The organism is Actinoplanes sp. NPDC049265 (assembly GCF_043197135.1).
Classification (GTDB): Bacteria; Actinomycetota; Actinomycetes; order Mycobacteriales; family Micromonosporaceae; genus Actinoplanes.
The window spans coordinates 134,432-152,468 of the sequence record NZ_JBICSP010000005.1 but is presented as its reverse complement, the minus strand read 5'-3'; the positions used below and the strand labels follow the sequence as shown (position 1 = coordinate 152,468).

The following is an 18,037-nucleotide window of genomic DNA, read 5'->3' as shown; positions in this document are numbered from 1 at the left end:
CGTGAAGGGTCAAGCTTTTAACTCTTCGGCATGGAGAAGATCGCCCTCGCCGTCCAGTCGTCCGACCCGCTCACCCGCGCCGGTCTGCTCACCCACCTCCAGGACTTCACCGAGCTGAACGTGCTGCCGGCGGACCGCTGGACCGAGGCCACCGTCCGGGTCGTGGCGACCGACCGGCTGCGCCCCGACTCGCTGACCGCGCTGCGCCGGTCGGCCGCGGAGAGCTCGGCGCCGGTCGTGCTGATCGTCGAGGAGGTCTCCGAGGCCGACCTGCTCACCGCCGTCGAGTGCCGGGTGGTGGCCGTCCTGCCGCGCGCCGTGGTCTCCGGCGAGCGTCTGGTCCGGGCCGTCCAGGCCGCCGCCACCGGCGGCGGGGTGCTGCCCCCGGCCCTGGTCGGCGAGCTGATCAAGCACGTCGAGCGGCTGCAGCGCGAGGTGCTCAACCCGACCGGTGGTGCCGGTGGCCTGTCGCCGCGTGAGGTCGACGTGCTCCGCCTGATGGCCGACGGCCTGGACACCAACGAGATCGCCGGGCGCCTCTGCTACTCCGAGCGCACGGTCAAGAACGTCATCTACGGCGTGACCCACCGCCTCAACCTGCGGAACCGCTCGCACGCCGTGGCCTACGCCCTGCGCGCCGGCGTGATCTAGATCTTTGGGGCTGACCGATCCAGTCGATAAAATTCGACAGTGACGTTGACCCGCAAAGGCCAGGCGACCAGGGAACGCATCCTCGAGGCGGCCGTCGAGCTCATCGCCCAGCGCGGTGCGGCCGGCACCAGCACCGAGGATGTGCGCAAGGCGGCCGGCATCAGCGGGTCACAGCTCTACCACTACTTCGACAGCAAGCAGGCCCTGATCCGGGCGGTCATCACCCGCCAGGCCGAGGCGCCGCTGGTGCCCGGCCAGCCGATCATGGGCGCGCTGGACAGCCTTGACGCGCTGCAGGCCTGGGCTGACGCCGCCGTCGAGAACCAGCAACTCAATCAGGGTCGGGGCGACTGCATCCTGACCTCGCTGGCCGGGGAGCTGAGCCCGACCGACGAACAGACCCGCGAGGATCTGTGCAACGCCTTCCAGCGCTGGCAGGGCCTGCTGTACGACAGTCTCCAGGCCATGCGCGACCGCGGCGAACTGCGACCCGAGACCGACCTGGACGAGGTCTCGATGGCCATGCTCGCCGCGCTGCAGGGCGGCAGCCTGCTGAGCCAGACCCTGCAGACCGCCGAACCCATGCGCGCGTCGATGAAGGCCGCCCTCGCGTACGTCCGCTCCTTCACCCCCGAGTCCTGACCCGGGCGGCCGGGGCGGCAGTCAGAGTTGCACCAGCAGGCTGCTCTGACCCGGGACGGGACGGTCCGGGTGGCGGTCAGAGTTGCACCGGCCGGCTGCTCTGACGCGCGACGGGGACGGTCGGGTGGCAGTCAGAGTTGCACCGGCAGGCTGCTCAGGCCGCGGATGAGCACGCCCGGGCGCCACGTCAGGTCGGTGGCCGGGACGGCCAGGCGGAGCTTGGGGAAACGGTTCAGCAGCTTGTCGAAGGCAACCATCGCCTCCAGCCGGGCCAGCGGCGCACCCAGGCAGTAGTGGATGCCGTGCCCGAAGGCCAGATGCGCGTTGTGCCGGCGGTCGAAACGCAGCTCGTCCGGGTCCTCGAAGCGCTCGGCGTCGCGGTCGGCACCGAGCAGCGACACCATGACCACGTCGCCGGCGCTGATCCGCTGCCCGCCGAACGAGAAGCTCTCGGTGGCCACGCGGGCGGTGGACATCTCGACCGGTCCCTCGTAGCGCAGGAACTCCTCGATCGCGTTCGGCAGCAGGGACCGGTCGGCGCGCACCCGTTCCCACCGGTCGCGGTCGCTGAGCAGCAGGTAGGTGCCATTGCCGATCAGGTTGACGGTGGTCTCGTGGCCGGCGATCAGCAGCAGGAAGACCATCGAGATCAGTTCGGTCTCGGTGAGCCGGTCCTCGCTGTCACGCACCGCGATCAGGCCGGAGAGCAGGTCGTCGCCGAGCCGGTCGCGACGCTCGTCGAGCAGTGCGCGAATGTAGGCCACGAGCGCGCCGAGCGCCGCCTTCATCCGCTCGGCCCCGGTTACCTCGGAACCGGCCACGATGTCACCGGACCAGGACCGGAACTTGTCGCGGTCGTCCACCGGGATGCCGAGCAGTTCGCAGATGACCTGGATGGGCAGCGGGAACGCGAACGCGTCGATCAGGTCGACGTGGTCGTGCGAGCTCATCTCGTCGAGCAGCCCGTTGGTGATTTCCTCGATCCGCGGCCGCAGCCCCTCGATCCGCCGGGTGGTGAAGGTGGCCGCCACCAGCTTGCGCAGCCGGGTGTGGTCGGGCGGGTCGGCCGCCAGCATGTGCTTGCTGATCGCGGTGTTCACCGAATACGACTGCGGCCCGCGCGGCGCCTTGGCCAGCCGCGGATCGGTCAGCGCCTGACGCGCCTCCTCGTAGCCGGTGACCACCCACGCGTCGATGCCGCGCGGCAGGGCGACCCGGCGCACCGGCCCCTCGGTGCGCCACCTGGCGTAGGTCGGATGGGGGTTGGCCAGGAACAACGGATCGGCGAGGTTCTCCTGCGTCACGGCGTGCCCTCCGGGAGAAGAAAGTAAACGGCTGTTTTCAAGCTACTCGTTCCAGAGTGGAGCGGCGGCGCTGCCGTGCTGTGGGGGCCTGTGGATAACCAAATTCGATTGCGGGCGGTGATCGCGTACGGCATGGTGATCGGCATGACGTTCTGACCTCGCCACCGTGTCCACGCCCACCCTCTCCCTGGGAGAACGTCGTCTTGTCAGTGCATGTCCTGGCGTCCGGATCGAGCTGGATCGAGTCCGACGCCGTCGCTCAGTGTCACCAGGTGGCGGCCCTCGACGGCATGCTTCACGTCGCCGGGATGCCCGATCTGCACCCGGGCAAGGGCGCCCCGATCGGCGCCGCCATGCGGTCCCGTGTGCTCTACCCGTTCCTGGTCGGCTCGGACATCGGCTGCGGCATCGCCGTTTTTCCGGTCGCCCTCAAGAAGGCCGTCCCCGAGCGGCTCGCGGCCCGGTTCCCCGACCTCGACCGGGCCGTCGACCCGGCCGAGGTGGACGAGGAGATCCCGGCCGGGCACACCGACAGCCTGGGTACGGTCGGCCGCGGCAACCATTTCGTCGAGCTGGCCCGGGTCGACGCCGTCCTCGACGACGGGCAAGCCACTCGGGCCGGTCTGGCCCGGGGCGATCTGGTCCTGATTGTGCACAGTGGCTCGCGCGGGCTGGGCGAGAGCATCCTGCGGGCGCACACCGAGACCCACGGCGCCGGTCCGGCCGAGGACGCGGCCGCCTACCTGGCCGCGCACGACGACGCGGTCGGCTGGGGCTCGCTGAACCGGCGGCTGATGGCCGCCCGGGTCGGCGCGGCGATCGGTGCCGACGTCGGCGCGGCCATCGTCGACGAGTGCCACAACCTGGTCGAGGTCCTCGGCAACGGCGAATATCTGCACCGCAAGGGCGCGGCGCGTGGCGACGGGCGGGACGTGCTCGTCGCCGGCACCCGTGGCACGCGCTCGTTCCTGGTCGCGGCCCACGCCGGGCCGGAGGCGAACTGGTCGGTCGCGCACGGCGCCGGCCGCAAGATGTCCCGGGCCGACGCGCTGCGGCGGGGCAAGGCCAAGCACACGGTCGCCGAGCTGCGCCGCACGCCGGTCGGGTCGCTGGTGGTGTGCGGCGACCGGCAGCTGCTGTTCGAGGAGGCGCCGACCGCGTACAAGAAGATCGAGCGGGTGATCGACGACCTGGTCGCCTTCGACCTGGCCACGCCCGTCCTGAGCACGGTGCCGCTGGTCACCTACAAGACGGCCGACAAGGGGCGCCGGCGAGACCTGGGATCGACGTAGCGGCTACCGAAGAAGTTCACGTTCGCGCTGGTGATGATCATCATGCGGAAACAGCGGTCGGCGGACTCCAGAATGGCCACGTGGAACTTGATCCCCGCAGTGTGCGGTTCGGCGCGGCGATGAGCAGCATCATGCTGGTGGTTGTGCTGCTCACCGGGTCCGGCTGGATCGCGTTGGCGCAGGCCGCGGTCTTCGCGCTGACCGCGGTGGCTCCGTCCTACGGCCCCTACTCGGTCGTCTACCGCCTTCTGGTCCGCCCTCGGCTCGGTCCGCCGGCCGAGATGGAGCCGGCCGCCCCGCCCCGGTTCGCGCAGACGTTGGGCCTCGCCTTCACCGTGGTCGCGGCGATCGGCTACCTGACCGGCGTCCCCGTCCTGGGCCTGATCTTCGCTGCCTTCGCCTTGATGGCGACCTTCCTGAACGCCGCCTTCGGGTTCTGCCTCGGCTGCCACATCTACCTGGCGGTCAACCGGATCGTGGCCGCACGCGGCGTGTGATCGCCGGGCCGTCGCCGGCCGCCTTTGAGTGCCCGGGGCCCGCCGGTCAGAGCAGGCGGGCGAAGTAGTCCATGTAGGTGGTCATCACCGCGGTGAAGTCCATCGTCTTGTCCTTGGCCGCGATGCTCAGCGCCCCCTCGCGGCAGGCGCACATCATCCGGGCGATCTCCGCGCAGTCCGCGCCGGCGGAGACCAGCCCCCGGTCCTTCATCCGGACCAGGCACCGCTGGACGAACTCGCGCTGCTTGTCGTGGAACTCGACGAAGTGCTCGGCCATGAAGTTGTTCTGCCGGGACATGTACGCGATGTTCGAGAAGACGTCCTCCAGGTCGACCGCGTGCTCGCCCAGCCGCGCGTCCATCCGGGCCTTCACCCGCACCGTCAGGTGGGTGAAGAAGTACAGGATGTCGTCGAGTGACTCGGCGCCCCGGGCGGTGAACTCGTCCACCGCCTCGGCCACCGGCCGCAGGTAGCACTCCTCGAAGCAGGTCTGCAGGAACTCGTCCTTGGACGTGAAGTAGTAGTAGAAGGCCCCCTTCTTGACGTCGCTGTACTGCAGGACGTCCTCCAGGGCCACGTGGGCGACGCCCTTCTTGATGAACAGCGAGAACCCGGAGACGACGAGTCGCTCCCGGGTCCGTTTTCCCTTCGCGCCCAGCTCAGTGTTCGGCACAGGAAAAATGTACCACCCGGTATATTCCGTTGGCTGCCCCCTGCGTGTTAACTTGAGCGCCATATTTGACCGACTGGTTGGTAAAAACTGGAGGTCCACCGATGCCCAACCGGAATCAGGCCGATCGGGCCCAGCAGGGGATCCGGGTCTTCTCCCGGGTCGGTCAGCGCGACCTGCTACCCGCACCGGCGATCGAACCCACCGCCCGCGGATGGCTGATGTTGCTGCGAAACCCCTGGTACACCGGCACGTTCCTGTCGACCGTGTCCGTTCTGCGGATCACCTTCAACGGTCACGTGGTGCCCGAGGAACACACCTTCCTCGCGCTGCGCGGGCAGCTGATCCCGGCCGCGTACGCCAAGAACCTGCACGAGACCTGGTGGGGAATGGGCGAGGTGGCCGAGGTCCACCTGACCGACCCCGCGCTGGCCGGCGTGCTGACCCCGGTCAACGAGGTCGGCGTCGACCTCGACATGCGCACCACCTTCAGCTACGGCTTCCCCAACGACACCCTGCCCTACCGGCTGACCGGCGCATTGGAGCTGACGCGAGCATGAAACTGGGACTGAGCCTCTACAGCTTCGGCGCCGACATCCACTCCGGGCGGATGACCACCCAGGAGGCGATCCGGCAGGCCGCCGCGCTCGGCTGCGACGGCGTGGAACTGGTCGCCGAGCAACACATCCCCGGCTGGCCCGACCCCAGCCTGGACGATCTGACCGAGATCCGGGACCTGATCACCTCGCTGGGGATGGAGCTGTTCTGCTTCAGCTGCTACTTCGGCAAGAACATCCGCAGCGACCGGCCGCAGACCCAGGACGAACTGCACGCCACCGCACGCAAGATGATCGCCATGGCGGCGTACATGGGTGCGCCGATCATGCGGCCCGCGTTCACCGCCGACCCGGTCGACGAGCTGATCGACTTCGTCCGGGCCATGCTGCCGACGCTGGAGAAATACGGGGTGATCTGGGGCGTCGAGGTGCACGCGCCGCACCCGCCCGGCTACTACCAGAAGGCGCTGGAGACCGTCGACTCACCGTGGTTCCGGCTGGTACCGGACTTCTCCTGCTGGCAGGGACCGGAAGCGCCGGGGCAGATCCAGAGCAACGAACTGTCCACGTTCGAGCCGCTGCTGCCCTACACCGTGCACTGCCACGCCAAGGCGCACTTCTTCGACGAGAACGGCGAGGAACCCAACACCCCGTACAAGGAACTGCTGGGCATGCTGCGCGATTACGGCTTCGAGGGCTCGGTGGCCGGCGAATACGAAGGCTGGTTCCTCGACTACAAACCGTCGGTGGAGACCACCGGGACGATGTTCCGGCTGCTCGAGAGGTACGGCCGGGGATGAACGGACCCAACTTCGTCGGACCGGGCACTGGGCGCCCGATCCCAGCCCAGGTCGACGTGCTGATCGTCGGATCCGGACCGAACGGCGCCGCGTACGCCCGGGTGCTGAGCGGCCGGCACCCGCGCGCCCGCATCCTCATGGTCGACGCCGGACCGCGCCTCACCACCATCCCGGGCCGGCACACCCGCAACCTCACCGACCCGGAGGAGCGCCGGCGCGCCGTCCTCGGCTCCCAGGGCGGCGACAGTCCGGGCGCGGCCGCCGCCGGGACGTTCTTCGTCGACGCGGACGCCGCCGCCCGCAACGATCCGGGCACCCTGGCCGCGGCCGCGATGTCCACCAACGTGGGTGGCATGGGCCGGCACTGGGCCGGCGCGACACCGACCCCGCACCCCACCGAGCTGCCGTCCTTCATCAGCGCGCCACAGTGGAGCGAGCTGTTCGCGCGTAGCCGGCACCTGCTCGCCACCGACCCCCGGCCGCTGACCGGCGCGGCCCACTGGCGGGAGAGCCTGGAACGGCTGGCGGCTGCCTTCGGCGGGGTCCGGGACATGCCGGTCGCCCGGACCACCGCGCCCGACGGCACGGTGACCTGGTCGGGCACCGACACCGTGCTCGGGGCGCTGGCCACCGAGCGGCGGGAGACGTTCGCGATCGCCGCCGAGACGGTCTGCACCGAGCTGATCGGCAAACGCGGCCGGATCGAGGCGGCGACGATGCGGTCGCAGGTCGACGGCTCGACCACGACCGTGGCCGCGAAAGTGTTCGTCGTGGCGGCGGACTCACTGCGTACCCCCCAATTGCTCTGGAAATCCGGGATCCGGCCGTACGCGCTCGGCCGCTACCTGGGCGACCACCTCGTCGTCGCGGGCCGGTTCACGCCCGACCACCTGGCCGAACCAGCCGACCCGGACACGCTGCTGGGCGCCGGGCGGACCCTGAACAACACCACCGGCACACCGTCGAACGGGCTCGGCACCGTGCCCTACGACCCCGGCGATCACCCCGTGCACACCCAGTTCGGGCAGGTCGCGGACCGGGGCGAGGGCCTGATGATGTTCGGCTGCATGCTGGCCAAGGACGCCCAGGACTCCGACCGGGTGTGGTTCCACGACGACCGGACCGACCGCTACGGCATGCCGGCCATGGCGTTCGACTACGAACTCACCGGCCGCGATCGCGAGCTCCGGGCGTACGCCGAAGATTGTGTCGGCCGGGCCGCCGACGCACTCGGCGCGACCGGCGTGCGGACCGTGACCCAACCGCACGGCATGTCGCTGCACTACCTCGGCACGGTCCGGATGGGCGCGGCCGACGACGGTGCCTCGGTCTGCGACAGCGAATCCCGGGTCTGGGGCCACGACAACCTCTTCGTCGCCGGCAACGGCGTCATCCCCGCCGACCTCAGCTGCAACCCGACGCTGACCAGCGTCGCGATCTCGGTACGCGGAGCCCGTGCCGCCGCCGCGACCTTCGACTCGGCCTGGCGTGCCCCCCTGATCTCCATCTAGGAGCGTCCGATGTCCATATCCTCATTGGAGCCGACCCAACGCCCCAGCCTGCGCGACCTCCGCCTCACCCGTCTGCTCGTCACCCTGGTGATCAGCTCGACCGTCCTGTTCCTGCTCTGGACGGCGCTCCAATCGGTCTTCCTGGCCCTGCAGGTTCAGCGGATCGCCCCCGGTGGCGCCGCCGGCGGGCTGGCCCTCGTGGTCGGCGTCGGTGCGATCGGCGCCCTGGTCGCGGCCCCGGTCGCCGGGGCGCTGAGCGACCGGACCCGCACCCGGATCGGCGGCCGCGCACCCTGGATGCTGGCCGGCGCCGTCGCCACCCTCGTGCTGGCGGTGCTGCTGGCCCGGTCCACCAGCATCGCCGAACTCACCGTCTATTGGCTGCTGCTCCAGCTGAGCACCAACTTCGTCTTCACCCCGATCACCGTGCACATCCCGGAGCGGGTGCCGGTCGCCCGCCGCGGCATCTTCTCCGCCGCGATCGGGCTCTGTCACCTGGCCGGCGTCCTCCTCGGCCAGTCCTTCGGCGCCGCGTTCTCCCAAACCCTCATGCTGGGGTACGCCCTGGCCGGCGCCCTACTGCTGGTGAGCGTGCTCGCCTTCGTCGCAGTGAACCGTCGCTCCAACCTCGACGTTCCGCGGCCGCCGTTCCGGCTGATCACCGTGCTCCGCACGTTCTGGGTGAACCCGGTCCGGTATCCGGCCTTCGGCTGGACGTTCCTGGGCCGGTTCCTGTTCTTCACCGGCTACTTCCCGCTGACCGCCTACCTCCTCTACATCCTGCAGGACTATGCCGGCCTCGGCGGGTCGGCGGTGACCCGGATGCCGGCGATGGGGCTGGCCGGCATGGTCGGTTCGGTCATCGGTACGCCGGTCGCGGGCTGGCTGAGCGACCGGCTCGGCGTCACCCGTCCACTGATCTACGCCTGCGCCGGCGTGATGGTGGCCGGCATCCTGGTGCCGCTGATCCACCCGTCGTTCGCCGGGATGCTGGTCTACAGCTTCCTGGCCGGGGTGGGCTTCGGTGGCTACGGTTCGGTCGACTACGTCCTGGTCACCAAGGTCCTGCCGTCCGAGGACGACGCCGGCAAGGACATCGGCATCATCAACATGACCACCACCCTGTCCCAGACTCTCGGCGTGGCCGTCGCCGGCGCCCTGGTCAGCGCCCTGCACAGCTACTCGATCCTGTTCCCGCTGGCGGCCGCGCTCATCGTCCTGGGCACGGTGTGCATCGCCTTCATCCGCGACGTCCGCTGACGCCGGGACCACCCACCCGCGGATCGCGCCCTCAAAACCAGTGGTAGCCCAGAGCGGCATCCGGGCCCCGGATGCCGCTCTCTGGCCTACCACTGGTTTTGAGGCGCGGACGGTTGTCGCCGCGCGGGGCTATCACTGGTTTCGGGGGTGGTAGGGCCGGGCGGAATGCGCGGCCTGGATGCCGCTCTGGGCTACCACCTGTGAAACTGGGCAACCGGGCGATCGAACTAGCGGCTGCCGGGGACGACCAGGCCGGACTCGTAGCCGAAGACCACCGCCTGGACACGGTCGCGCAGGCCGAGCTTGGCCAGGATGCGGCTGACATGGGTCTTCGTGGTCTGCTCGGCGATGAACAATTCGGCCGCGATCTCGGCGTTCGACCGGCCCAGCGCGACCAGCCGGAGCACCTCACGTTCGCGGTCGGTGAGGCCGTTGAGCTGGGTCGACCCGGTGGTCGGGCGGGGGCGGGCGGCCACGAAGTTCTCGATCAGGCGGCGGGTCACGCTGGGCGAGAGGAGAGCCTCGCCGCCGGCGACCACGCGTACCGCCTGCAGCAGTTCGTCCGGTTCGCTGTCCTTGAGCAGGAAGCCGGACGCGCCCACCCGCAGCGCCTCGTAGATGTAGTCGTCCAGGTCGAACGTCGTCAGCATCAGCACCCGCGGGTGGTGGCCCTCGACGCGTTCGGGGCCGAGCAGCGCGCCGGTCGCAGCCAGGCCGTCCAGCACCGGCATCCGGACGTCCATCAGCACCACGTCGGGGCGCAGGCTGCGGGTCTTGTCGACACCGGCCCGGCCGTTCTCGGCCTCACCGACCACCGTCATGTCGTCCTGCGACTCGAGGATCGCCCGGATGCCGACACGGATCATCGACTGGTCGTCCACGACCAGGATCCGGATCACGCGACACCTCCCACCGGCAGTCCGGCCGCGACCCGGTAACCGCCCTCGGCCAGCGGGCCCGTCTCCAATGATCCACCAAGCATGCGTACCCGCTCGCGCATGCCGTGGATGCCATGTCCACCCGGCGCCGAATCCGGCTTCTTGTCGGTCGCGCTGTTGGTGATCACCAGGGCGAGCGCGCCGTCCTCGAAGGTCACGGAGACGTCGGCCGAGGCGCCCGGCGCGTGCCGGATCACGTTGCTCAGCGACTCCTGCACGATCCGGTAGGCCGCCGCGGACACCGTCTCGGGCACCTCGGGCAGATCTGAGACCCGCAATGCGACGGGTACGCCGGCCAGCCGCGTCGATGCGGCCAGCTCCTCCAGCCGATCCAGCCCCGGCACCGGTGCCAGGGTCGCGTCGCTGCTCTCGTCACGTAGCACCGACAGCAGCTGGCGCATCTCCCGCATGGCCGACCGGGCGTTGGCCGCGATCCGGGCGAACTCGGCCTTCGACTCGGGATCGGCGTTCTTCAGCCGGTACGACGCCGACGTCGCCTGCATGTGGATCACCGACATGCTGTGCGCGACCACGTCGTGCAGTTCCCGGGCGATCCGAGTGCGCTCCTCGGCCACCGCCCGCTGGCTCTGCTCGACCGCGACGTCCCGGCGGGCCTCGGCCAGCTGCTGCCGGATCCCCGACCAGTGCCGCACCACCATGGCCGCGATCAGCAGCAGCAGCGAGTCGGTGGTGTAGATGATCAGCGTGACGTCGGCGTTGCGGGCGCCCATCCCGCGCGAGTCGAGCACTCCGATCAGGATCAGCAGCAGGGCGCTGGCCCACCACGAGATCATCCCGGCCCGCCAGCTGTGCCGGGCGCCGACCACCCCCACATGAAGGATCAGCGCGATCATCCCGGGGATGGTCAGCGGCCAGGTCAGGTCCGGGTGAAGGGGCATGGCCAGGGCGAACGCGGCCACACCGGCGAACTGGATCAGCGTCGCCTCGACCGGCCGGCTCAGCGCCAGCGGGATGGCCACGCCCTGCGCGGTGGCCGCCACGAACGAGATGAGCAGCGGCACGTCGTACGCCGACGCCGCGATCGGCACCGAGACGACCAGGACCACCGCGCCCAGCGTGCCGGTGACGAACCACCAGAGCAGCGTGGGCGACGGTCGTCGCATCCGCATGTCCACCACTACCTGACCGTACCTAGGGGTTCGGCCGCCCAACGTCACTCCGCGGTACGGGGGCGGATGGAACCACGGAGGGACGCGACGGGTACGACCGCACTCCCACAGTCATCGCCATGGATGTGGCACAGGTGCTCTGGAACGCGGTGGTCGACCACCCGTACACCCTGCTGGGGCCGCTCGTGCTGGCCGAGGGGCCGGCCGCGACGGTGCTGGCCGGGTCGCTGGTCGGCGCCGGTCTGGCCGCCTTCTGGCCGATCCTGCTGATCGTCGTGGTCGCCGACGTGGCCGCGGACAGCGTGCTCTACGTCCTCGGCCGGTTCGGCACCCGGCCGAGGATCGCGCGCCTGCTGCGCAAGCTCGGCATGACCGAGAAGCGGCGGGTCCGGCTGACCGCGGCCGTCCAGGACAACCTGCCCAAAGTGGTCGCTGGGGCCAAGGCGATCGATCTGGCCGCGATACCCGCGTACGTGGCCGCCGGGCTGGCCCGGATCCCGTACCGCCGGTTCGTGGCCTGGGTCAGCGCGGCCAGCCTGATCCGGGCCGGCGTGCTGATCGGCCTCGGTGTGATCTTCGGCCGGCAGGCGGCCGAACTGCTCAAGTCCCCGGGCACGGCCATCGCCCTGACGGCCGGCCTGGCCCTGCTCGTCACCTCGGTCCACCTTCTCGTCCGGCGGTGGGCCGGACGTCGATTTCGAGTAACACCGGCTCTCTGAGGGGTTAGAAGTCATGCGCATTCTCATCGCCGCCGACACGTACGCACCGGACGTCAACGGCGCCTCCTACTTCGCCCAGCGCCTCGCCCACGCGCTCGTACCCACGCATGAAGTGCACGTCGTCGCGCCGGCCACGTCGGCCGAGAGCCGCACGGTGTTCGTCGACGGCGTGGTCGAGCACCGGGTACGGTCGCTGCCGGTCCTGCGGCGCAAGGGCTTCCGGTTCTGCGCGCCGGTCGGCCTGGTCACCGCGGCCCGCCGGATCCTCGAGTTCGTCCGGCCCGACGTGGTCCACGCGCAGAGCCACATGCTGCTCAGCCGGGCCGTCATCGCCGCCGCCAACGAGCTCGGCATCCCGGTGATCGCGACCAACCACTTCATGCCCGAGAACCTGTCGCACTACCTGCCGGTCAAGGGCGCGCTGCTGGAGAGGGTGGAGGCGTGGGCCTGGCGGGACTGCGCCCGGGTGTTCACCAAGGCCGACGTGGTGACCGCGCCGACGCCGTACGCGGCCGCGCTGGCCGAGCGCAAGGGTGTGCCCGGTCCGGTGCTGCCGATCTCCTGCGGCATGGATCTGTCCCGGTTCCGGGCCGGCACCCCGGCCGCCGCGTTCCGGCTCAAGTACCGGGTGCCGCAGCGGCCGACCATCGCGTACGTCGGCCGCCTGGACAAGGAGAAGAACCTGGATGTGCTGGTCCGGGCGCTGCCCGCGGTCCGCCGGAGGATCGCCGACGCCCAGCTCGTCCTGATCGGCAAGGGCGACCAGCAGCACCGGCTGGAGGCGCTGGCGCAGCGGCTGGGCGTCGCCCAAGGCCTGGTCTTCACCGGTTTCGTCGACGACGCCGACCTGCCCGCCGCCTACGCCGCCGCCGACGTCTTCGTCAACGCCGGCACGGCCGAGCTGCAGAGCCTGGTCGTCCTCGAGGCGATGGCGTCCGGCCTGCCCGTCCTGGGCGCCGACGCGTCCGCGCTCCCGCACCTCGTGCACCACGGGCACAACGGCTTCCTGTTCCCGCCGGGCGACCACGACCGGCTGGCCGAGCACCTGGTGACCGTGCTGGCCGACCACCACAAGGCAAAGGAGATGGGGGTACGCAGCCGCGCCATCGCCGAGCGCCACGACGTCGCGACCACCGTGAAGGAGTTCGAGCGCCTCTACAGCCTGCGGTCGCGGCCGGTCCCCGTCGTGGAGGCGGCATGACCCCGCTGGTAGCGATCGGGCTGGCCGTGGCCGTGGTCGCCGGGATCAGCCTGCACCTGGTCGCCCACCTCGACCCGGTGAACGAGATGCTCAGCGACGCGGTCGTGTCGGTGCCCGGGACGATCCTGCTCGGCGTGGCGTGTGCGGGGCTGATCGTGGTGGCGGGCGCGCTCGCCGTCACGGCCGCCCGGCACGGGCCCCGGCGCAGGCTCGTGCCGACGCTGCTCGGCCTGTGGTCGGCGGCGCTGGCGACGATCGTGGTGTTCCCGACCAACCTGCCCGGGATGCCGCTGACCACGGCGGCGGTGATCCACCGGTACGGGGCGGCGATGCTGGCCGTCGTACCCCCGATCGTGGGTCTGCTCGTGGCCCGCACCCGCCGCCTGCGCCGCGCGGCCTGGACCACCGCCGCGGCGGCCGCGCTCTTCGGCCTGCTGCACGGGCCGGCGGTGCTGCTCGGCCAAGACGTCGTCCCCTACGCCGGCCTGACCGAACGTGTCCTTTTCATCATGATCCTGATCCTGTTGGCTCTGACCGCCCGCGAACTTCGACCGCTTTCGGCCGTCTCCGCGTCGCCTCGCGGCGAACGTCCGGTAACCGCGCTGTCGCCATCCGCCACCACGATGGTGCCGAACGCACCCCCGACGATCGCCGAGGTGGCGTGATGGTGGACCTGCTCGCGATGATCGAGCCTTGGATGACGTCGCCGCTGATCTATCCGATCACCGCGGGGATGGCGGCCGGCGACGTGCTCTTCCCGGCCATCCCGGCCGAGGGGGCGGTGATCGCGGCCGGGGTGTTCGCCGCCTCCACCGGCACGCCGAACCTGTGGCTGGTCATCGCCGCGGCCGCAGTCGGGGCCATCGTGGGCGACCACATCTCGTACGCCATCGGCCGCAGTGTGCTCGGTCCGCGCCTGCTCCGCCGCTCCCGCCGGCTCCGCACGGCCGTCGCGCACATCGCCCGCCAGCTCGACCGGCGCGGCGGAGCCATGATCGTCGCGTCCCGATTCATCCCCGGTGGGCGCACCGCCGTCACGCTGGCCAGCGGCACCGCCGGCTACCCGCTGCGCCGCTTCACCAAGGCGACCTCGCTCGGCGGCGTGATCTGGGCCCTCTACAGCGGCGGGATCGGCCTGCTCGGCGGCAAGGCGTTCGCCGACCACCCGATCGTCGGCATCCTCGCCGGCGTCGGCCTGTCCCTGCTGATCACCGGCACCGTCGAGGTGCTTCGCGTGCTGGCCCGGCGCAGGCGCCCCACCGAACCCACGGATCTCATTGAGCACAACGCCTCAGCGGATTTCGGCGAGCTGCCGAACAGTCCTGCTGTACGGGCCGGATCGGGGAGGTAGAGCCGTGGCAGTAGTAATAGTGGCCGACGACGATGCCGACCATCGTGAGCTGATGGCGCTGTCCCTGCACCGGTTCGGCCACGAGGCGGTCGAGGCCACCGACACGCGTACGGCGTCCGTGCTGCTGGCGGCCGGCGGCATCGACGCGCTGCTGCTCGACGTCCGGATGCCCGGCGAGTCCGGCATCGACTTCTGCCGGCACCTGCGCTCCCAGCCCGACACTGCCGCCCTGCCCATCATGTTCGTCACCGCCGACGTCAACGACCACCGCATCATGGCCGCCATGGAGGCCGGCGCCGACGACTACCTGACCAAACCGTTCCACCGCTCCGAGCTGGCCACCCGCCTGGAGAACCTGCTGCTGCGGCGGTCGGCGTCGCCGGAGCGCTCGGCGTCGGCGGCCACGGCCGCGATGCTGGCGGCGCGCCACGCCATCCACCGTCCGGCTCCGGTCGCCGCGCGCCCCGGCCTGCGGATCGCCTGAGCCCCCTACTTGGAGGACCAGCCGCCGTCGGAGGTGATGAGCAGCCACGATGATCGCATCTGGTTGTCCACAGCCCCTGTGGATATCGGCGAACATGCAACGTCGGGCGGGGCCGGCTCGCTCTAAGGGAGATGAGACGGACGATTTTCACCGCGGCGGCCGCGGTGGTGCTGCTGGGCACCGGGGCGCCCCTGCCCGCGACGGCCGGCGCCGGGCCGGCGCGGTTCTACGCCCAGCCGGTGGCCTGGGGAGCGTGCCCGGCGGACTTTCCGGACTGGGTGCCGGGGGTGACCTGCGCGGTGGTGCTGGTGCCGCTGGACTACCGGCGGCCCGACGGTCCGACCGAGACGGTCGACATCTCGCGAAGGCCGGCCAGTGATCCGGCGGGGCGGCTCGGCGTTTTCGTCCCGATCCCGGGCGGGCCGGGCGGCAGCACCTTCGAATCGACCGGGTACGGGGGGTACGAGGGGCTGTCCACACGGTACGACGTGATCGGCATCGCCCCGCGCGGCGTCGGTCCGTCACAGCCCCTGCTGTGTGAGGGGGAGTCGGTGCCAAAGTGGGGCCACACCCGGATGGACGACGCCCGGATGCGGGCCTACGCCGAGGAATATCGCCGCCACGATCAGGAGTGCGAGCGGGCCGGAGGGGCGCGGCGGCCCTATTTCACCACCGCGAACAACGCCCGCGACCTGGACGTCGTACGGGCCGCGCTGGGTGAATCCCGGCTCAACCTGATGGGCCATTCCTACGGCACCAAGGTGACCGCCGCCTACGGCACGCTCTTCCCGGGCCGGCTCAACCGCAGTGTGCTGGACTCCGCGATGCATCCGGACTGGACGTTCTGGGAGGCCTGGAAGCAGCAGCCGATCGCCCAGCGGCGCAACACCGACCGGTGGATGAGCTGGGTGGCTCAGCGCAACCGGACCTACGGCCTGGGTACGACCCGGGACGCCGTGCACGCCACCGTCGAACGCCTCCGGGCCAGGCTGGAGGCGGATCCGATCGGCGGCGAGTTCGACGGTGACGGGCTCGACCAGACCGTCGGCGCGACGGCGGCCCAGCCGCCGGACTGGGACTACCTCGCCGGAGAGATCCGGGGACTGGTCGACCGGACCGGGACGACGGACCTCCGGTCACGCAGGCTGCTCGAGGATCCGCCGCCGACCAGCAGCGGGGTGCGGGAGGCGGTGCAGTGCGAGACGGACTGGCCGCGTGACCTGAACGTCTACTACCGCGAGGTGCGTTACTTCTCGGTGCATTACCCGTACGGCTGGGGTGCTGCCAACGCCGCGCCGCTGGAGTGCGCCTTCGGGTCGGTGGAGCAGGTCGAGCCGCCGGTCGCGGTGCGCCGGGACGGCTATCCGACCGGGCTGGTGGTGCAGGAGGAACTCGACGCGCAGACGCCGTACCAGGGCGGCGTCGCGATGGCCGCCCGGCTCGGACATCGGCTGCTCACCGTGCCGGCCGACGGCGAGCACGTCGCCTACGGCTCGAACGCGTGCGTCACCGCCACCGTGGACGACTACTTCCTGACCGGGCGGCTGCCGCGACCGGGAGCGACCTGTGCCGGTCGGCCCGTCTCCGACGTTCCGCCCGACAAGTAGGTGCGGAGGGCCGGCCGCGGATCGCGGCCGGCACGCTCATGATCACCATGTGACCACTGGGCTGGGTGTGATGCCCACTCGCTGACACCGTAGTTACTTGCACCGTTGTCCAAATCCGATCCGACTGTGATGGAACGGCCCGGCCGGACAGGTAGGGGGCATGACCGACAACGAGAGGGCCGAGCGGTTCCGGCTGCTGCACACGCGGCACTACCCGGATCTGTTGCGGTTCGTGGAGCGGCGGGTGCCGTCGCACGAGGCGGAGGACGTCATCTCGACGGTGTTCATGACCGCGTGGCGCCGGTACGACGACCTTCCCGAGGACGCGCGGCCGTGGCTGTTCGCGGTGGCCCGCCGGACGATGGCCAACCAGACCCGGGGCTGGCTGCGGCGGCGGGCTCTGGACGTACGCCTGCTGGGTGAGAGTGACCCGGCCACCGTGGCCGATCCCTCCTCCGCCGCGGCCACCCGCGTCGATCTGGAACGGGCCTGGCGCGCGCAGCGCCCGGCCGACCGCGAGACGCTCGCGCTGGTCATCTTCGACGGGTTGAGCGTGGAGGAGGCGGCCGTCGTGGCCGGCTGCCGCCCGTCGACCTTCGCGATGCGGCTGAGCCGCGCCCGCAAGCGTCTCTCCGACGCGATGACCGAAAGTCCCCTGCCGCAACTGATCCTGAGGGAGCAGTCATGAACGACCTGAAGCAGCTCGACCCGGCACTGAACCGGGAGCCCAGCCCGGCCGAATGGTCCCGTTCCCGGGCCGCGCTGGAGCGGATCATGGCCGAGCCGGGCCGCCGGCCGCTGCCCGTACGCCGATGGGCCGTGGGCGTCACCGTGGTCGCCGCCGCGGCCGTCGCCGGCGTCCTCGCCGTGCCCGCGCTCCTGCCCAGCGCGGCCGACCAGGCGGTCGCGTCGTGGACCCCGGCACCGGGCACGCTGAGCGGCGCCGACGTGCTGCCACAGGCCAAGAGCTGCGCCAAGGCGGGCATCCTCGGCTTCGACCCGGACACGCTGACCTCGGCCGACGTGCTGCTCGCGGACCAGCGCGGCGCGGCCACCTCGCTGATCCTGCGGCGCGGCGAGAAGCTGGTGGAGTGCATGCTGGTCGGCGGGGACGACGCCTTCGCCACGATGGGGCTGGCCGACGGGCCGCTGCCGCCGGTCGGGCCGGAACACGCCACGATCGAGACGCAGAGCTCGGTCGGCGAGGGCGACGGGCAGTATTCCCAGATCGCCGGCCGGGTGGACGAGTCGGTCACCGGGATCGACCTGGTCCTCGAGGACGGCATGACGATTCGGACCAGCAGCAAGGAGGGCTGGTGGACGGCCTGGTGGCCGGGCCCGGCGGGCGGTCAGGTGGACAAGTTCCTGATCAACGTGCACACCGCCGCCGGCACCAAGAGCTATCGCCAGTCGCAGCTCTGAG

Annotated in this window: 20 protein-coding genes; 16 read left to right on the top strand and 4 right to left on the bottom strand. The window is 70.8% G+C overall.

The window, feature by feature from the left end:
* Positions 1–30 precede the first annotated feature (30 nt).
* Together ACGFIO_RS15280 and ACGFIO_RS15275 are read left to right on the top strand one after the other, a co-directional pair.
* Entirely contained in the window at positions 31–651 is a 621-nt protein-coding gene (locus tag ACGFIO_RS15280; protein WP_392826671.1) for a response regulator transcription factor, read from the top strand.
* Positions 652–690: 39 nt separating this feature from the next.
* Entirely contained in the window at positions 691–1,293 is a 603-nt protein-coding gene (locus ACGFIO_RS15275) for a TetR/AcrR family transcriptional regulator (RefSeq protein WP_392826670.1), read from the top strand.
* Positions 1,294–1,424: 131 nt separating this feature from the next.
* On the opposite strand, the gene ACGFIO_RS15270 is transcribed toward ACGFIO_RS15275, so the two are convergent.
* The gene (locus tag ACGFIO_RS15270; protein WP_392826669.1) at positions 1,425–2,597 is read right to left on the bottom strand and encodes a cytochrome P450; all 1,173 of its coding nucleotides are present in this window, start codon (positions 2,595–2,597) and stop codon (positions 1,425–1,427) included.
* 203 nt (positions 2,598–2,800) lie between these two features.
* Between ACGFIO_RS15270 and ACGFIO_RS15265 the strand changes: the two genes are divergently transcribed.
* Complete coding sequence (locus tag ACGFIO_RS15265) at positions 2,801–3,889, top strand: RNA ligase RtcB family protein (protein ID WP_392826668.1); 1,089 nt, start codon at positions 2,801–2,803, stop codon at positions 3,887–3,889.
* A gap of 80 nt (positions 3,890–3,969) precedes the next feature.
* Positions 3,970–4,386, top strand: coding sequence for a DUF4395 domain-containing protein (locus ACGFIO_RS15260; RefSeq protein ID WP_392826667.1), 417 nt, complete (start codon positions 3,970–3,972; stop codon positions 4,384–4,386).
* A 46-nt stretch (positions 4,387–4,432) separates the two neighbouring features.
* On the opposite strand, the gene ACGFIO_RS15255 is transcribed toward ACGFIO_RS15260, so the two are convergent.
* The gene (locus ACGFIO_RS15255) at positions 4,433–5,059 is read right to left on the bottom strand and encodes a TetR family transcriptional regulator (RefSeq protein ID WP_392826665.1); all 627 of its coding nucleotides are present in this window, start codon (positions 5,057–5,059) and stop codon (positions 4,433–4,435) included.
* A 101-nt stretch (positions 5,060–5,160) separates the two neighbouring features.
* Between ACGFIO_RS15255 and ACGFIO_RS15250 the strand changes: the two genes are divergently transcribed.
* Genes ACGFIO_RS15250 through ACGFIO_RS15235 form a run of 4 tightly spaced genes read left to right on the top strand, consistent with a single transcriptional unit; the run spans position 5,161 to position 9,184 of the window.
* Positions 5,161–5,616: a DUF6379 domain-containing protein gene (locus tag ACGFIO_RS15250; RefSeq protein WP_392826663.1), complete on the top strand. Its 456-nt coding sequence runs from the start codon at positions 5,161–5,163 to the stop codon at positions 5,614–5,616.
* Positions 5,613–6,413 (top strand): sugar phosphate isomerase/epimerase family protein, encoded by an 801-nt coding sequence (locus ACGFIO_RS15245; RefSeq protein WP_392826661.1) that lies wholly within the window; start codon positions 5,613–5,615, stop codon positions 6,411–6,413. The genes ACGFIO_RS15250 and ACGFIO_RS15245 overlap by 4 nt, the downstream gene beginning before the upstream one ends.
* On the top strand, positions 6,410–7,924 hold the full coding sequence (locus ACGFIO_RS15240; RefSeq protein ID WP_392826659.1) for a GMC family oxidoreductase: 1,515 nt from the start codon (positions 6,410–6,412) through the stop codon (positions 7,922–7,924). The genes ACGFIO_RS15245 and ACGFIO_RS15240 overlap by 4 nt, the downstream gene beginning before the upstream one ends.
* Positions 7,925–7,933: 9 nt before the next feature.
* Positions 7,934–9,184, top strand: coding sequence for an MFS transporter (locus tag ACGFIO_RS15235; protein WP_392826657.1), 1,251 nt, complete (start codon positions 7,934–7,936; stop codon positions 9,182–9,184).
* Between the two features lie 227 nt (positions 9,185–9,411).
* Here ACGFIO_RS15235 and ACGFIO_RS15230 read toward each other — a convergent pair whose 3' ends face one another.
* Both ACGFIO_RS15230 and ACGFIO_RS15225 read right to left on the bottom strand, forming a co-directional pair.
* Positions 9,412–10,083 carry a response regulator gene (locus tag ACGFIO_RS15230; RefSeq protein WP_392826655.1) on the bottom strand — a complete coding sequence of 224 codons (672 nt, stop codon included), beginning with the start codon at positions 10,081–10,083 and terminating at the stop codon, positions 9,412–9,414.
* Positions 10,080–11,246, bottom strand: a complete 1,167-nt coding sequence (locus ACGFIO_RS15225) for a sensor histidine kinase (protein ID WP_392826654.1) — start codon at positions 11,244–11,246, stop codon at positions 10,080–10,082. The genes ACGFIO_RS15230 and ACGFIO_RS15225 overlap by 4 nt, the downstream gene beginning before the upstream one ends.
* A gap of 125 nt (positions 11,247–11,371) precedes the next feature.
* On the opposite strand from ACGFIO_RS15225, the gene ACGFIO_RS15220 reads away from it, so the two are divergent.
* The 8 genes from ACGFIO_RS15220 (at position 11,372) to ACGFIO_RS15185 (ending at position 18,036) form a co-directional block, all read left to right on the top strand.
* Positions 11,372–11,971, top strand: a complete 600-nt coding sequence (locus ACGFIO_RS15220; protein ID WP_392826652.1) for a DedA family protein — start codon at positions 11,372–11,374, stop codon at positions 11,969–11,971.
* 13 nt (positions 11,972–11,984) lie between these two features.
* Positions 11,985–13,172 (top strand): glycosyltransferase, encoded by a 1,188-nt coding sequence (locus ACGFIO_RS15215; RefSeq protein ID WP_392826650.1) that lies wholly within the window; start codon positions 11,985–11,987, stop codon positions 13,170–13,172.
* The gene (locus tag ACGFIO_RS15210; protein WP_392826648.1) at positions 13,169–13,837 is read left to right on the top strand and encodes a DUF998 domain-containing protein; all 669 of its coding nucleotides are present in this window, start codon (positions 13,169–13,171) and stop codon (positions 13,835–13,837) included. The genes ACGFIO_RS15215 and ACGFIO_RS15210 overlap by 4 nt, the downstream gene beginning before the upstream one ends.
* Positions 13,837–14,523, top strand: a complete 687-nt coding sequence (locus ACGFIO_RS15205) for a DedA family protein (RefSeq protein ID WP_392826646.1) — start codon at positions 13,837–13,839, stop codon at positions 14,521–14,523. Before ACGFIO_RS15210 ends, ACGFIO_RS15205 begins: the two co-directional genes overlap by 1 nt.
* Positions 14,524–14,527: 4 nt before the next feature.
* Positions 14,528–15,007, top strand: coding sequence for a response regulator transcription factor (locus ACGFIO_RS15200; RefSeq protein ID WP_392826644.1), 480 nt, complete (start codon positions 14,528–14,530; stop codon positions 15,005–15,007).
* A 131-nt stretch (positions 15,008–15,138) separates the two neighbouring features.
* Positions 15,139–16,614, top strand: a complete 1,476-nt coding sequence (locus tag ACGFIO_RS15195; protein ID WP_392826643.1) for an alpha/beta hydrolase — start codon at positions 15,139–15,141, stop codon at positions 16,612–16,614.
* A gap of 160 nt (positions 16,615–16,774) precedes the next feature.
* Positions 16,775–17,302, top strand: a complete 528-nt coding sequence (locus tag ACGFIO_RS15190; protein ID WP_392826641.1) for an RNA polymerase sigma factor — start codon at positions 16,775–16,777, stop codon at positions 17,300–17,302.
* Complete coding sequence (locus ACGFIO_RS15185; RefSeq protein ID WP_392826640.1) at positions 17,299–18,036, top strand: hypothetical protein; 738 nt, start codon at positions 17,299–17,301, stop codon at positions 18,034–18,036. The genes ACGFIO_RS15190 and ACGFIO_RS15185 overlap by 4 nt, the downstream gene beginning before the upstream one ends.
* The last annotated feature ends 1 nt before the right edge of the window (position 18,037 follow it).

What these genes read in the sequence shown, in the direction of transcription:
- ACGFIO_RS15235 (WP_392826657.1), top strand. Translation starts at nt 7,934, where the DNA reads ATGTCCATATCCTCATTGGAGCCGACCCAACGCCCCAGCCTGCGCGAC.
- ACGFIO_RS15250 (WP_392826663.1), top strand. Translation starts at nt 5,161, where the DNA reads ATGCCCAACCGGAATCAGGCCGATCGGGCCCAGCAGGGGATCCGGGTC.
- ACGFIO_RS15225 (WP_392826654.1), bottom strand. Translation starts at nt 11,246, where the DNA reads ATGCGACGACCGTCGCCCACGCTGCTCTGGTGGTTCGTCACCGGCACG.
- ACGFIO_RS15220 (WP_392826652.1), top strand. Translation starts at nt 11,372, where the DNA reads ATGGATGTGGCACAGGTGCTCTGGAACGCGGTGGTCGACCACCCGTAC.
- ACGFIO_RS15215 (WP_392826650.1), top strand. Translation starts at nt 11,985, where the DNA reads ATGCGCATTCTCATCGCCGCCGACACGTACGCACCGGACGTCAACGGC.
- ACGFIO_RS15205 (WP_392826646.1), top strand. Translation starts at nt 13,837, where the DNA reads ATGGTGGACCTGCTCGCGATGATCGAGCCTTGGATGACGTCGCCGCTG.
- ACGFIO_RS15280 (WP_392826671.1), top strand. Translation starts at nt 31, where the DNA reads ATGGAGAAGATCGCCCTCGCCGTCCAGTCGTCCGACCCGCTCACCCGC.
- ACGFIO_RS15190 (WP_392826641.1), top strand. Translation starts at nt 16,775, where the DNA reads ATGACCGACAACGAGAGGGCCGAGCGGTTCCGGCTGCTGCACACGCGG.
- ACGFIO_RS15185 (WP_392826640.1), top strand. Translation starts at nt 17,299, where the DNA reads ATGAACGACCTGAAGCAGCTCGACCCGGCACTGAACCGGGAGCCCAGC.
- ACGFIO_RS15240 (WP_392826659.1), top strand. Translation starts at nt 6,410, where the DNA reads ATGAACGGACCCAACTTCGTCGGACCGGGCACTGGGCGCCCGATCCCA.
- ACGFIO_RS15195 (WP_392826643.1), top strand. Translation starts at nt 15,139, where the DNA reads ATGAGACGGACGATTTTCACCGCGGCGGCCGCGGTGGTGCTGCTGGGC.
- ACGFIO_RS15210 (WP_392826648.1), top strand. Translation starts at nt 13,169, where the DNA reads ATGACCCCGCTGGTAGCGATCGGGCTGGCCGTGGCCGTGGTCGCCGGG.
- ACGFIO_RS15245 (WP_392826661.1), top strand. Translation starts at nt 5,613, where the DNA reads ATGAAACTGGGACTGAGCCTCTACAGCTTCGGCGCCGACATCCACTCC.